This is a genomic window from Vibrio owensii (assembly GCF_002021755.1).
GTDB lineage: Bacteria > Pseudomonadota > Gammaproteobacteria > Enterobacterales > Vibrionaceae > Vibrio > Vibrio owensii.
The window spans coordinates 950174-964187 of record NZ_CP019960.1 but is presented as its reverse complement, the minus strand read 5'-3'; the positions used below and the strand labels follow the sequence as shown (position 1 = coordinate 964187).

At 44.1% G+C, this 14014-nt stretch carries 13 protein-coding genes; 6 read left to right on the top strand and 7 right to left on the bottom strand.

Going from position 1 to position 14014, the window contains the following annotated elements; translation table 11 throughout:
- Window positions 1–63: 63 nt before the first annotated feature.
- Together A9237_RS20880 and A9237_RS20875 are read right to left on the bottom strand one after the other, a co-directional pair.
- Window positions 64–297, bottom strand: a complete 234-nt coding sequence (locus A9237_RS20880) for a DUF3389 domain-containing protein (protein ID WP_020196912.1) — start codon at window positions 295–297, stop codon at window positions 64–66.
- A 12-nt stretch (window positions 298–309) separates the two neighbouring features.
- The gene (locus A9237_RS20875; RefSeq protein WP_020196913.1) at window positions 310–747 is read right to left on the bottom strand and encodes a hotdog fold thioesterase; all 438 of its coding nucleotides are present in this window, start codon (window positions 745–747) and stop codon (window positions 310–312) included.
- Between the two features lie 192 nt (window positions 748–939).
- Here A9237_RS20875 and A9237_RS20870 point away from each other — a divergent pair, with 192 nt between their 5' ends.
- Window positions 940–1725, top strand: coding sequence for a M48 family metallopeptidase (locus A9237_RS20870; protein ID WP_153303273.1), 786 nt, complete (start codon window positions 940–942; stop codon window positions 1723–1725).
- Between the two features lie 104 nt (window positions 1726–1829).
- Here the strand turns inward: A9237_RS20870 and A9237_RS20865 are convergent, their stop codons facing one another.
- Window positions 1830–2858, bottom strand: coding sequence for a site-2 protease family protein (locus A9237_RS20865; RefSeq protein WP_174575005.1), 1029 nt, complete (start codon window positions 2856–2858; stop codon window positions 1830–1832).
- Window positions 2859–3270: 412 nt separating this feature from the next.
- Here A9237_RS20865 and A9237_RS20860 point away from each other — a divergent pair, with 412 nt between their 5' ends.
- From A9237_RS20860 to A9237_RS20840, 5 genes are all read left to right on the top strand, one after another.
- Window positions 3271–4512, top strand: a complete 1242-nt coding sequence (locus A9237_RS20860) for a porin (protein ID WP_005435122.1) — start codon at window positions 3271–3273, stop codon at window positions 4510–4512.
- A gap of 22 nt (window positions 4513–4534) precedes the next feature.
- Window positions 4535–6943: a VolA/Pla-1 family phospholipase gene (locus tag A9237_RS20855; protein ID WP_078609505.1), complete on the top strand. Its 2409-nt coding sequence runs from the start codon at window positions 4535–4537 to the stop codon at window positions 6941–6943.
- A 134-nt stretch (window positions 6944–7077) separates the two neighbouring features.
- Complete coding sequence (locus A9237_RS20850) at window positions 7078–7287, top strand: YgdI/YgdR family lipoprotein (RefSeq protein WP_005435119.1); 210 nt, start codon at window positions 7078–7080, stop codon at window positions 7285–7287.
- 279 nt (window positions 7288–7566) lie between these two features.
- Window positions 7567–8124 (top strand): PhnA domain-containing protein, encoded by a 558-nt coding sequence (locus A9237_RS20845; protein WP_005441869.1) that lies wholly within the window; start codon window positions 7567–7569, stop codon window positions 8122–8124.
- 194 nt (window positions 8125–8318) lie between these two features.
- A complete protein-coding gene (locus A9237_RS20840; RefSeq protein ID WP_167371694.1) occupies window positions 8319–9224 on the top strand; it encodes a homocysteine S-methyltransferase family protein in 906 nt (301 codons plus the stop codon).
- Window positions 9225–9229: 5 nt separating this feature from the next.
- On the opposite strand, the gene A9237_RS20835 is transcribed toward A9237_RS20840, so the two are convergent.
- The 4 genes from A9237_RS20835 to A9237_RS20820 form a co-directional block, all read right to left on the bottom strand.
- Window positions 9230–9928: a DUF1223 domain-containing protein gene (locus A9237_RS20835; protein ID WP_078609501.1), complete on the bottom strand. Its 699-nt coding sequence runs from the start codon at window positions 9926–9928 to the stop codon at window positions 9230–9232.
- 137 nt (window positions 9929–10065) lie between these two features.
- Complete coding sequence (locus A9237_RS20830; protein WP_005451745.1) at window positions 10066–10257, bottom strand: hypothetical protein; 192 nt, start codon at window positions 10255–10257, stop codon at window positions 10066–10068.
- Window positions 10258–10536: 279 nt separating this feature from the next.
- Complete coding sequence (locus A9237_RS20825; protein WP_005441878.1) at window positions 10537–11556, bottom strand: TerC family protein; 1020 nt, start codon at window positions 11554–11556, stop codon at window positions 10537–10539.
- A gap of 529 nt (window positions 11557–12085) precedes the next feature.
- Window positions 12086–13828: a bifunctional metallophosphatase/5'-nucleotidase gene (locus A9237_RS20820; RefSeq protein ID WP_078609499.1), complete on the bottom strand. Its 1743-nt coding sequence runs from the start codon at window positions 13826–13828 to the stop codon at window positions 12086–12088.
- Window positions 13829–14014 lie beyond the last annotated feature (186 nt).

The window sequence follows — 14014 nt, the reverse complement described above, 5'->3', positions numbered from 1 at the left end:
TTTTCATAACGATAAACTAAGTTTCCTCATTTTTCGTGAAAAGTGCAAACTCAGACGTGCAAATTATTGAATGTCGATACCAATTTCTTGCGCTAGTTGGCGTAATTGATCTTCATCGTCGAGTTTGATCGACCATTTCGTTTCCGCACCATGAGCCAAAACAACATTCGCTCCGCGCCCAAGTAGCTGAATTGCATCGGTTTGTGCTTGCAAAGTAACCATCGCGCTACCCGTAAGTTTGATAACAATTTCACGCTGCGTTGCGATGATTTTTCCTAAAGAGAATTCAATGACCATATGAGTATTCTCTTACTGAACTTGTTTTTCTTTCGGATGTTTTACTGCGATCGTCAAACGGCTCGTACAAACCAAACGTCCGCGTTCATCCGTGATTTCGATTTGCCACACTTGAGTGGACACGCCCAAATGGACAGGTTTTGCGGTACCAATAACATGACCACTGCGCATCGCACGAACATGGTTTGCATTGATGTCCAAACCAACACAGTAACTGCCTTCCTCAACACAGAAATTCGCAGCTAGTGAACCAAGCGTTTCCGCAAGTACAACAGACGCTCCGCCATGCAGCATACCCAGTGGTTGATGCGTAAAGCTGCACACCGGCATGGTCGCACTTAGTGAATCATCAGTGAAATCGGTATAGACGATTTGCAGATGCTCCATCATGGTATTTTTTGACGTGGCGTTAAGAATGTCTAAGTTAATTGGCTTTTTCCAAATACTCATTTTTCGCTCTTATCTCGTCCCGTATCATACCGGACGATTTATCTATGAAAAGTGCGCCTAGCATAGTCCTGATCGCATCGCGACTTCAAGGTCAAACGCAAGTCTCAACGTGATCAACATAATGACTTAACGTTTCTTTACTAAGCGTTATACTATTGGTACAAAACAAAAAATATTTATATGGACCCCGCTATGAGAACATGGATTAAAGCCTCAGTACTTTTGACCGTTGCAGGTCTAACAGCGTGTAGCTCTTCACCCACTGGCCGTAACCAAATTTTGATGTTTTCCGACCAAGAGATGTCATCGCTCGGCGCAAAGTCATTCGACCAAATGAAGAAAGAGATACCAATCAGTAAAGACAAAAAGACCAATGCCTACGTTCAATGTGTTGCGAAGCAAATCACCAACACGATTCCGCCTCAAGCAGGCTTCAAAGAATGGGAAGTGGTTGTGTTTGACAGCCCTCAGGTAAACGCCTTTGCTTTACCCGGAGGTAAAATTGGTGTTTATACCGGCTTACTGAAAGTGGCGAAAAACCAAGATCAACTTGCAACGGTAATCGGTCACGAAGTCGCACACGTTTTAGCTGATCACAGTAATGAGCGTTTGTCTCAAAGCCAGTTAGCTAATGCAGGGCTATCGCTTGCTAATGTTGCAATCGGAGCATCTGAATACAAGCAATACCAGCAGATGACGATGGCGGCGCTTGGTGTGGGTGTTCAATACGGTGTGATTCTTCCTTATGGACGAACTCAAGAATCTGAAGCCGATATTGTTGGCCTTGGATTTATGGCAAAAGCTGGCTTCGATCCTAACCAAAGTGTCGATCTTTGGAAAAACATGAGCGTTGCAGGTGGTGCTCAACCACCAGAGTTCTTCTCAACCCACCCATCGCACAGCACTCGTATTAAAGACCTACAGGCAACCATTAAAACACTGCCGGCGTCTAACGTTAAAGCACCTAAGTGTGGTTGATTCAAAACCCAAGGCATTCTAGCTAAGAACTGCCCTTAGATTGCAAACAAGAAGAGCTCCATTTCGGAGCTCTTTTTATTCGTCTGTGTTTTTACTTAATGCGTCTACGTACCTAAAATCTGCAAAGGCAAGCTTAACAAACTGTCTCCTAACCCAGCAAAGTACCAAATGATGGCAATAAAGCCACCGACAGAAACCAAGTACCAAGCAAACGAGAACAGTTGACCATATCGGGTTAATGGCAGTAAATGACTGTGGTGTCGAGTTCGCCATTCCATTACCACCTCTAACATCCCCATCAATAGCAAGAAACCAAGCAACGTTAAGCCGAAGGTGTAACTGATGTAGATGCCAAGCAACGCCGTGACAATACTCCCTGCCAAACCAATCCATGTATTCATTGAAAAGGTGATACTTTTAAGAACATGTCCGCCATCTAATGGCAAGATCGGCAGCAAGTTGAAGAGGTTTAACAAGGCGTTAAACACAGCAAGGCCCGCAAAGATCATCTCCCCTGTCATCCAATATAAGACAGTGAATAGAATGCTGAGGACTAACCCAAAGAACGGTCCCATGATGGAGATAACCACATCTTGCCAACGTGTGTTTATCTTTTCATCGCTTAGCGCTAAGCCACCTAAAAATGGGATGAGATAGATGCCTTTGGTCTTCATACCAAAGTACTTCATTGCTCGGATATGGCCATATTCGTGAAAAACTAAACACGCCACCAATGCGAGGGCGAACTCAATCGAAAACAGCCATGAGTATGCCGCAAGACTTGCAGAGGCTAACGCCACTTTAATGACCTTCGCGCTTTTCAACGCCTTCATGCCGAGCGACACAATACCAATTAGACTAAAACGCTTTTCTGCCGGTGGCGGTTCTACCGGTATTTGGCGTTCGATGTCTTTTTCGTCACGAGTCCCTTTGACAACCAGTGAGTCATTCACTGTCGCTTGATACTTAAAATCAAATGGTTGCCAGTTTAGTTCACAGCTCAATTGGCAATGTAAAACATCCTCTCCAGCCGTGAGCTTGAACTCATGCTGTGTCTTGCCTGAGTCATCATCGCTCGCAGCAATCTGCGACACTAAGGTGTTATCCCAAAACAGTTGTTGCCACCCCGCCATAGAGCCTTCAAGCCTGAGCGACTTTCCTAAAAATTCAATGTGTAGTAATTCCAACGCGATTTCCAATGCGATAAACACAAAGTGCGAATTATGCCTGCAATGGCATCGAACGAAAAGCATGTTAACAACACGTATTTGATTAGCTTTTAACCATAAGATTTACAAAACAACTCTGGTCATACCATTCTTTACAAAAATATCACCATAATACATGGCCTTATTAATTGCGGTTTGACCTATGCATCAAATTTAAAACGCAATATACGTCTGATCTTTGACAAGTTAATAAACATACAATTAACATTATATTTACATTGCAGTTGTAAATCGAACCGACAGCAACTGGTGTAAAAGGCACACAACAAATACAAAGACTTCGGTCTAATATAATGACACCCTAGGAGGGTCAAGGATGAACAAGAAGCACTGCTCTCTGCTTACAATTTCAATATTGTTTGCGTGTAATGCCCAGTCTGCGGGCTTTCAGGTGGCCGAACACTCGGCTTCTGGTCTTGGTAGAGCATTTTCAGGTGAAGGCGCAGTAGCCGACAATGCGAGCGTATTAGCACGCAACCCAGCTGCAATGACACTTTTTAAAGAAGCTCAATTTTCAGGCGCGCTATCTGTCGTCGATCCTGAAGTTAACGTCTATGACACTTTCCACAAAGAACACGCGAATGACGTTGCCCCACTACAAATCGTTCCGGCTGGCTACTACATCAGCCCAATCAACGACAAATGGGCTTGGGGTATTGGCATGTTCACCACTTACGGTGTCGCTACCGATTACCCAGATGACATTTCTGCTGGTGACATGGCGGGTGATACTTCCCTACTTTCGGTTAACATTAACCCGAATATTGCTTACCGCATCAACGAACAGTTTAGCGTTGGTGGTGGTATTAACATTGTTTACGCACATGCAGAGCTTACTCGCCACAAAGGCTCATTGGCGCCGTTATTTGGCCCAGGAAGCAAAAAATCTGACAACCTAATCGGCATGGAAGGCGATACTTTCGCTTTCGGTTGGAACATTGGTGCCCTTTACGAATTGAATGAAAACAACCGTTTTGGATTCGGTTATCGTTCCAAAGTGGATTTAGACTTCGATGAAGGTGAATTCAGCAGCTATGATTCTGGCATCGCTAATGCGTCAAAAGTCGATGGCCGTTTACAAATCTCTCTCCCATCCATTATCGAACTGTCTGCATTCCATCAGTTAAATGATAAATGGGCGATCCACTACGGATGGCAACAGACAGACTGGAGCACATTCAAAGAGCTAAAAGCAACCAGCAAAGACTGTGTTGATGGCGTGTGCTTCTTTAAACCTGAGAAATATGAAGACAACAACCGTTACTCCTTCGGTGGTACATACACACTAAACAATCAATGGACACTTCGCGCTGGTATCGCATACGACGAGCAAGCAGGTGAAGCAACATTGAGTATCCCTGATAGCGACCGTTTCTGGTACAGCGCAGGCGTGACTTATGCAATGAAAGAGAACCTAACCTTCGATGCAGGTTTTGCTTTTGTTAAGAGTAAGTCCGGCTCGTTCACTGAAACCAACGCAGCAGATCAAGAGATCACATTCGACTCAGAAGGTACTGCTTACATCAGTGCTGTTCAAGTGAACTACACCTTCAAATAATCGGGATTAACGGAGTAAACCAATGAAACACACGTTTAAACTATCACTGCTTTGTTCTGCAATCCTACTTGCAGGTTGTGGTGACGATACCTCTAGCTCAGGCACATCGGATACCGTCACGTTTGAGCCAGCAGTTCAAGCACTTCTTGACCGTAACACGTCTATCAGCTTTACACTTCAAGGTGCCAATGCAGATGTTCCTGCGCCATCTTACCTATTGATGGATACAACAGACGGAACACTTGGTCTTCCTACCGGTGGTGATGATGCTCTAACTAACCCGTTAGCGGCAATGAACACCATGGATGGTTGGTCAACATCAATGCCTATCGTACTAAACTTCAACGGCGATGGTTTCGCTGATGGCCTTGTTACGTCAGGCGTTAGCGTTATTAAGATCAACCAACGCTTGACTGATTGGGATGGTGCTTCAAACCCAATTGAAAAAGTACTAACGCTTGGTACAGATTTCGTTGTGCAAGCAAGTGGTAACTCGCTTTACATCCAATTCATGAATTCTCTCGATGAATCTGGTGAATATATTTTTGCAGTGACTCAAGCGATTCAGGATGTTAACGGCAACCCTATCGGCACTTCAGGCAGCTACGCGACTGGTAAATCAAAAGAGATTGTCTACGAGACTGGTGACCTAGCTTCAGTACAAGCGGCAACAACCGCTGTAGAAGGCATTTTTGGCCTAGCGAGCGTGAACCCAACTGACATCGTTTACTCTTCATGGTTTAGCACCCAGTCTGTCGGCGATACGCTTGCTGCAGTAAAAGGCGTGACAGCAACAGGCTTTGCTACAGGTGCAAATACACTAAACACGGTTTACAAGAACGATGCGAATGAAGGTTCTGTAGATTTAACAACAGCATACACAATGACATTGGGTACAACGCAAGACTTTGTTACTGCACTAGATGCCGATGAAGACTTCAACAAATACATCAGCGATCTGGATGCTGCTAAGACAGCGATCAAAGGTTTGTACGCTGGCGCAGCTGTCGATGTGAATGTTACTCAGGGTGTGGTACGACTACCGCATTACCTAGAGAAAGGCGCAGATTGGAACATGCAGCCTATGGTTTCTGCAATGCCTAGCCTAGCGAAGCTAAGTGCTGCCTTGGCGGATCCTGCAGAGCAAGCCAACATGGTTCAACAGCTCTCTACTGGTGTCTTTGCTGATGATCCTGTTGATGTGACCAAGCTAGCAACCGATCCAACTGAGCAGTTGAAACTGGTTGGCTCTACGCTGTTCCTATCAGATGGCACTCAACTCGATAGCGACCGCATTATTACTCGCTACTCTCCAGTTCCTGTGGTTAAGTCATTAGAAGACGTGGAGTTCCTACTGTTTACGCCAGAAACTGGTACACCTAAAGATGTTGTGATTTACCAACACGGTATTACATCAGCCAAAGAAAATGCTTACTCTTTTGCGTTCAACATGGTGAAAGCCGGTGTTGCTGTTATCGCAATTGACCTGCCTATCCACGGTACTCGTAGCCTAGATGACCAACGCTCAGCAAATGCGGATGTACTGGCTTACCTAAACCTGTCTAACCTAGCCGTAGCGCGTGACAACCTTCGCCAAAGCGTACTTGATGTTCTTGGTCTACGTGCAAGCTTAGTTGTTTCAGCGCAAGCTGGCCTTCTAGCAAGCAGCCCGCTTCAAGGCTTTAACCCAATGATGGGTTCAAAAGTGAAGATGCTTGGTCACTCATTGGGTGGCATCGTTGGTACTTCTGCTGTAGCGGCGGCGAACAACACATTGGGTAGCCCAACGGCAGACGCGTTGTACACATTCAGCGGCGCATCAATTCAAAACGCAGGTGGCCAAATTGGTAACCTACTACTTGGTTCGTCTAACTTTGGTCCACAGATCAAACACAACTTAGCTTATGCAGCATCAACTGAGTACGCGAGCTATGCTGATGCATCCTGTGCGGATCTATCAGATAAAGCGTGTTACGAAGCATTTGAGCAAGTAGCAACAGAAGCACAATTAGCGGCACTTGAGTCTGGCTTCTCTAGCTTTATCTACGCTGCACAGACGACGCTAGATACGGTTGATCCATTTACTAACGCAAGTGACCTAATGGCTTCAGGTTCGCTATCAACACCATTCTTTATGACAGAAGTCGATGGTGACGATACTGTGCCAAACAACGTAGCCAATGCACCGTTTGCGGGTACTGAACCTCTAGCAGCGAAACTAGGACTAACAACTGTGAACAGTTCGAGCACAACCGTGGCTCCTTCTGCGAGCTTTGTACAGTTCAATGCAACTGCGACACACAGTACATTCGCTTCTCCTGGCGGTACGTTAGCAGACCTAGACCATCATGTAGAGATGCAGATGGAAAATGCTGACTTCTTAATGGACGATATGCTAACGGGTGTAACTAACACCGCTGTACTTAAGTAAGCATCGTTACCAAACCAAAGCCCAGTATCGACTGGGCTTTTTCGTTTCTGCTCTATTCAAACCCACTCATATTTCCTCTGCTATAGTTAAAACGTTGTCTTTGTCTAACTTACTTGTTTAAAAAGGAAAACTTTATGCGCGTATTGACCGTTATTGCCACTGCACTGCTTCTTGCCGCTTGCGGCAGCAGCCAATACCTAATGTCAACGAATGAAGGGAAAATCATTACCTCTTACGGCAAGCCGGACTTAAATGAAGATACTGGCATGTACGAATACGAGGACGTGGATGGCAAAGAAATGAGCATTTCGAAAGACCAAGTCGTGCAGATTATTGAACGATAAAACGACATGCCCTCTGGAAATCAGGGGGCACTTTCCATTCATTTTGAATAACTTTACCCTTCAGCAATAACATTCATCAATGCAACTGATTCATCATTCAAAACAATCAACACCCTTATTTATATTCTAGATATTATTTGTTTAGCCAATATTTTACATCTTCACCTCTTTCAGGTTGGAATATTGTAAAATCTCGCCTTTAATTCTCTAACACCCTTTTATTTCTCAGGATAAAGTGGATAATACCGCCACCAAAAAACATTACTAAGGTGAGTCCTTATGTCTATCGAAGCTACTCTGCTTGCTCGCTGCGAGTCAAAATGTGAACTGTGTTCTTCTGAATCTCAACTAACAGCATTTGCTGTTCCACCACACGGTAACGTGACGGTTGATACTGCTATCATGGTTTGTGATAAGTGTCTTGGTGAGATCGAAGATCCTAAAGACATTAACCACTGGCGCTGCTTGAACGACAGCATGTGGAGTCAGGTTCCTGCGGTACAAGTAACTGCATGGCGCCAACTTACTCGCCTAAACACAGAAAGCTGGGCTCAAGACGCTCTTGACATGATGTACATGGAAGAAGAGCAAATGAACTGGGCTATGAAAGGTATGTCTGCTGACGATAAAACTGTTGACTGCAACGGCACTGAACTTAAGAAAGGTGACGATGTAACAGTAATCAAAGACCTACCAGTTAAAGGTACAAACCAAGTAATCAAACAAGGTACTGTTATTCGCGGTATCAGCCTTGGTGATGACCCTAAACTTGTTTCAGGTAAGGCAAACGGTGGTCAGTCAATGTACGTGATCGCTGAGTACTGCCGTAAGAAGTAATCTCAACATTACTTTCGAATTAAACGGGGTCCCAATCGGGACCCCGTTTTCGTTTCTGATGTTCTGTACCCTTCGGTTATCTAACTCATCACAAATCTGCCCACTTACTCGGCCTATCCTTTTCCGTTAGTTGCTTTCGCTCGTCGCTATTTTCATTTAAGGTTCAACTAGGAAGAATTTTGATGGATTGTAGTATGAAGAAGTTAACCATCCTTGATGGCGGTATGGGAAGAGAGCTGAAGCGCATGGGTGCCCCATTCTCTCAACCACTTTGGAGCGCACAAGCTCTGATTGAATCGCCAGAATTCGTTTACCAAGCGCATAACAATTTTATCCACTCTGGCGCAGAGATCATCATCGCCAACAGTTATGCCTGTGTGCCATTCCACCTTGGACAAGCACTTTACGATCACAAAGGCAGTAAGCTAGCACGCTTTGCAGCCCAAATTGCTCGTGAATGTGCAGATAAGTCATCGACACACGTTCACGTTGCAGGTTGTATTCCACCAGCGTTTGGTAGTTATCGACCAGATCTGTTCGAACCCAAATTAGGTGAAATCATTTTCAGGACTTTGTTTGAAGCTCAAGAGGATTACGTTGATCTTTGGTTAGCAGAGACCATTTGCAGTCTAGAAGAGCTAAAGTGTTTACAAAGCGTGTTCGCGAGCAGCACCAAACCTACTGCGTATGCCTTTTCTTTAAATGATGAGTCATTGCAAACCGCGCTGTTGCGTTCTGGGGAAACCGTTATCCAAGCCATTGAAAACATTGTACAAAGCGCAGATAACACCAATACCATCAGTGTTTACTTTAACTGTTCAGTACCTGAAGTAATGGCAAAAGCCGTCAGTGATACCAAGGAAGTTTTAAACCAACATAAGCTCGACATTGAAATTGGGGTTTACGCGAACAACTTCACCGCAATCAAATCTAACCACGAAGCCAATAGCGCATTACAATCTATGCGGGAACTATCACCAGAAGAGTACCTAACTTTTGCGCAAGAATGGCATCTGCGCGGAGCTACCATTATAGGTGGATGCTGCGGTATTGGACCAGAACACATCAAAGCGCTTTCGGATTGGAAGGCATCCCTCTAGTTCATTTAACGAATCTCACCCGCGACAGTCTGCACACGATTAAAGGTCCCTGGCTCAGTCACCCACGCAGCAACAGCATCAATGTTCTTGATGGGCTGATTGAGCTTAAACATCCACTCTCCGTTCTTTGAGCGACCTTGTTGCTTCTCTAACGCGACAAAGTCATGTTCTAACACTTTCCCTCGGTTTTCACCGCGCTTAACCGGTGTGGTTTCATTACTTGAGAGAAACACAATCGTTGCGTCATACGTACCATTATCTTCAAATCGTAGAGTGAATTGGTTGCCAGAGCGTTCTAGTGCTAGTGTTTGAGCTTTCTCGTTGTCGTTGTTGGGTAATACACGCTTGCGCCAATTGAAGAATCCGCGCCATTCTTCACTATCAACGACAAATGCCGGAGTATAGACACTTCCGACTGCGCCATAAGCACGATACAAACGTTGCAGTTGCGAGAATTCAGGCTTTGCAAATTTGTCTTTCCAGCCAAGATAGTCCCAATAATCAACGTGGTAGGCAACGGGAATGTACTTTCCCCACAAATCAGGGTTGGATTCAAACGTAGAAAGGTATTTGTCTGCTGGTGGACAACTTGAGCAACCTTCGGAGGTAAACAGTTCTATCACTTGTGCGGGCTGTCCTTCGTGAATCCAACTTTGTGATGCTGAAAGACTGGTAATAGCAGCAAGTGCAATCGCGTTAATCATAGACAGCTCCTTTTCTTTGGTACTGACTATGACCGTGCTAGCGACAGATAGCTTTCAATGCGGTTTTAGATGTGGCGATTTCAGATACAAAAATGCCGACGATTAAGCCGGCATTTCGAATTCGCTTTCCATTCAGATTAACGGTACATACCGATGTCTTTCTGAATGTGTGCAGATAGGTCTTCTGCGTAGTAGCTGCGAGGTGCAGAGTTGTCTACGAAAAGAATATCTAGTAAGTGAGCAATCAATCCTTTGAAGTTAACCGCGTAGGTCTTCTTATCCATAGAGGTTGGTAAAGCTACATTTGTCATTTGCATTGCTTGTGCCATGATTGCCTCTCTTTAAAAGCAGTAAATTGTTTTGTTGGTTGTATATTAGTCATTTTTTCTCTGAGCAAAAAATGACAAAATTTGGTTATTCAGATTAGTTTTTCTTATAAAACAATTCTATTACAAACCATGAGAATACAAAATCCAACTAACCGCATATTTATTCAACAAAGCGAATCTTTTGTTGAATAACTTGGATTTACACAGGTAAACCCAAGTTTATTTGCAACATTTAATTAACCAAATAATCTTTTAAAGGATTTTGAATTTACAAAATACTTAAGAGTTTTGATTAGTAATTTTAACGCTAGAACTATTGGTTTCTTTGTTCTTATAGATAGAAGCAATAACCGCTGTCGTCATCACTGTCACTAGGAAAGTTAATGACCAAACCGTTGGGATCTCGTATTGCGTGCCAACCAGTAGCATCTTCACACCAATGAACATCATGATCACTGACAGCGCTGGTTTTAGGTACACAAACTTGTCCAACATTGCTTGCAGTACAAAGTACAGAGAACGTAAGCCAAGCAGAGCAAACACGTTAGCCGCTAATACCAAGAATGGTTCACGCGTTACTGCAAAGATTGCAGGAATCGAATCCAGTGCGAACATAACGTCCATCACCGCAATCACACCAACAACGATCAGCATTGGCGTAGCAACCCACTTGCCTGCTTGTTTCAAGATCAGGTGGTTACCCTGATACTCTTCTGTTACTGGTAAGAATTTACGAATGAACTGCTCAGGGTATGGGTTCACCTCTTCTTCTTCGCCTTTATCTCGCGCCAGTTTAATACCTGTCCAAATTAGGAATGCTGCGAATAGGTAAAGCACCCAATGGTATTGAGCAAGTAATTGAGCACCTACTGCGATCATGATTGCACGTAGAACTAACGCACCAATCACACCCCACAATAGAGCGCGTGGACGCAAATGCTCTGGCACCTTGTATTGCGCAAAGATGATTGCAAACACAAACAAGTTATCGACACTTAACGATTTCTCAAGCAAGTAACCAGTTAAGAACGATATGGTCGCTTTTTCGTGAGTATAAACGCTATGAGGCGCGTAATAATCCCAGAAGAAATAGATAGAGCCTGCAAAGACAAACGCTAATAAGAACCAGAATACGCTCCAACCAATTGCTTTTTTCATGGTAATCACACCGCCACGAGTCTGATAGATATCGAGAGCGACTAAAACCAAAGTAAATAGGCCGAATACACCGTACATTGTCAGTGATTCTTGCAGTGGAACAGACTGGGATAATTGGGTGGTATTTTCGATAAGAGACATGCTTCCTCCCATGCGGAAGGACATTATTCGGGCTGACCTTCCGCAAACAATACAAACCAACAGTCACATTACCCATGTGTCTGCTAGTCAATGAATGCGTTGGTCTCGTTGAAGTGATCACATGACGAATCAAGTGACACCTTTATTTACCGGATAAGCTGATGCTTAACGAGATGACGATAAATAAACTTGCGCTAACTACTCCCCAAACGCCGCCATCATACCCCTGCTTGCGTCGATATCCAACAAAAAATCGTTATCGATAACAACAAAGTATTTTGTGAAGAATGTCTATCAACGTCATGAATTTGAAGCGGTTCAGATACAAAAAAGGAGCACTTATGCGCCCCTCATTTGTTGAATAGTTGGTCTTTAAAATCCAGTTAGCGGTACAAAGTAAACCAGTGTTGACCAAACTGCGACCCAAGCAACGACAACCGCTGCGTCAGCCCAATCTTTTTTCCACATACTCTCTTCCCTCTTAATCGCATGTGCATCAGGAAAAGAGCAAAAAGGATACCAATAACGGTTATTGATTCTTCTGCGAGTAAAGTTTGTGACCTTGGTTCAAACAGTTTGGTTCGTCCGTAAGTAATTCAATAAAGCAATCCGCCATAGAAAGGTTGCTGACAAAGCCTTCGCCTTTCATATCCAGCAATGCCTCATAGCCCTCTTTGCCTTTCATGGTATAAGCAGACGAAGCGCCCCGATACCATGCCTCATCGTCAATCTGACACCAACGCTTACCATCAAAAATTTCTAAGTTTTTAATGCGTTGGCCTTTTGGAGCGTCTGCTTGGTATTCAAAATTCAAGTTATGCGTATATGGGTAGCTGCCAGAACCGGTACCTTCAACGCCGTTGTTCAGTGCATTATTGATCGCGCCTTCTAATGCTAGGCGAACCACTTTACCCTGCACGTCATAACAACCGATTGGAACGGCAAATGGCAACAATCGTCCGGCAACATCTGCCACAGTAATATTTCCCGGATTGAGAGAAGTACGCACGCCTCCCGCATTATGAATTGCAAATTGAACGTTATGGCCACGTTTGTTAAGCGCATACAAGAAAGAGTGTGCGACTGCCGGAGCAAGTTCGCTTCCACCAAATTCATCAGGAACACGCACATGACGCTTCTTCTCCGCTACATTGGCAATCACTTGGGACTGAAGCTTACGCACTCTCGGGATGTACTTGTCGCTTAAGATAGCTTGTGTCTCTGGGTGTTTTTTACAAACGACCACGTTTGGTTGACCATGAATAAAGTCACACGCTTCTTCGAAAACACCTTGGTCAAGCTGCTTATTTAGTGTCGAGTCCCAGAAAATGCGTCTTCCGAGTAACAACTCATTTTGACCACTTAACATGTTCGCTTTGCCGTTTTCATCAAATTCAAGGACACAATGCCCCATGGTTAATGCGTGATAACCGGCTTGTACAACATAAGTATCGTTGACTTTAACACCATAAGGGTCATCTTCGCCTAAACCAATTGCCGTAAAGTTACCTTGTAACTTATGACTATGACCTCCCACAATAATACCAATGCCATCCACTTGCGCTGCGAGCTCTAAATCCCCTTCATAACCTAAGTGACTCAAAAGGATGATATTTTTGATGCCCGTCTGATGAATTTGTTCAACAGTATGTCTTGCCGTTTCAATGGCAGAGATAAATGGCGTATCGGCATCTGGGTTAGCAATGTCGCTCATCTTGTCGATAGACAGACCAAAGATGGCAACTTTCTCTCCGTGAAACTCTTTCACCAGATATTGCGCGCTTTGAGTTGTCGTATCGAAGCTCAATACGTTATTGCAATCACCCATGCAGTGATCTTTTGTTGGCAATTCATTTGATAGGTCCCAGTTACCGGCAAGCAACGGGAAGTTGGTACGCTGACAAAACAAAGCAACGGGCTCATTACCCATATCCAGCTCATGATTGCCTAAAGCCATCGCATCGATGTTTAGCGCGTTTAATAAGTCGGCGTTTGCTTTGCCTTTGAATAACGAAAAATACAACGTGCCTTGAAAGCAGTCGCCTGCATGAAGAAACAACATGCCTTGGCCTTGGCGCTGTGCATCATCGCGAAGCTGCTCTACGCGCGTTGCAATACGTGAAAATCCACCCGCGCTCACGTAAGGCTCTAGTGTACGTTCGTTATCAATATTGAGTTTTAGCTGTAATGACGTTGGCTCAAAGTAGGAATGAGTGTCATTGATGTGTGCCAGTTTGATTCTGACTGGCTTATGATTTTTATTCATTGTCATCTTCTCTCTTTTCATTCCTTTTAATTATTAGAACTGAATCATGACAGAATCATGAATTTTATGAAACAGAGAAATTGTCATTTCATTTTAACGTGATCAAGATTCATCTTACGTACGAATTTGAAAGTGACTGTACGCCTAAACGGTCTGTATTCATAGGTTGATTGCTCTTAAATTTGTGAACTG

Bases quoted from the DNA above. Each gene is read 5' to 3' on its own strand.
- A9237_RS20880 (WP_020196912.1), bottom strand. From the start codon at position 297: ATGGTCATTGAATTCTCTTTAGGAAAAATCATCGCAACGCAGCGTGAA.
- A9237_RS20875 (WP_020196913.1), bottom strand. From the start codon at position 747: ATGAGTATTTGGAAAAAGCCAATTAACTTAGACATTCTTAACGCCACG.
- A9237_RS20870 (WP_153303273.1), top strand. From the start codon at position 940: ATGAGAACATGGATTAAAGCCTCAGTACTTTTGACCGTTGCAGGTCTA.
- A9237_RS20865 (WP_174575005.1), bottom strand. From the start codon at position 2,858: ATGGCGGGGTGGCAACAACTGTTTTGGGATAACACCTTAGTGTCGCAG.
- A9237_RS20860 (WP_005435122.1), top strand. From the start codon at position 3,271: ATGAACAAGAAGCACTGCTCTCTGCTTACAATTTCAATATTGTTTGCG.
- A9237_RS20855 (WP_078609505.1), top strand. From the start codon at position 4,535: ATGAAACACACGTTTAAACTATCACTGCTTTGTTCTGCAATCCTACTT.
- A9237_RS20850 (WP_005435119.1), top strand. From the start codon at position 7,078: ATGCGCGTATTGACCGTTATTGCCACTGCACTGCTTCTTGCCGCTTGC.
- A9237_RS20845 (WP_005441869.1), top strand. From the start codon at position 7,567: ATGTCTATCGAAGCTACTCTGCTTGCTCGCTGCGAGTCAAAATGTGAA.
- A9237_RS20840 (WP_167371694.1), top strand. From the start codon at position 8,319: ATGAAGAAGTTAACCATCCTTGATGGCGGTATGGGAAGAGAGCTGAAG.
- A9237_RS20835 (WP_078609501.1), bottom strand. From the start codon at position 9,928: ATGATTAACGCGATTGCACTTGCTGCTATTACCAGTCTTTCAGCATCA.
- A9237_RS20830 (WP_005451745.1), bottom strand. From the start codon at position 10,257: ATGGCACAAGCAATGCAAATGACAAATGTAGCTTTACCAACCTCTATG.
- A9237_RS20825 (WP_005441878.1), bottom strand. From the start codon at position 11,556: ATGTCTCTTATCGAAAATACCACCCAATTATCCCAGTCTGTTCCACTG.
- A9237_RS20820 (WP_078609499.1), bottom strand. From the start codon at position 13,828: ATGACAATGAATAAAAATCATAAGCCAGTCAGAATCAAACTGGCACAC.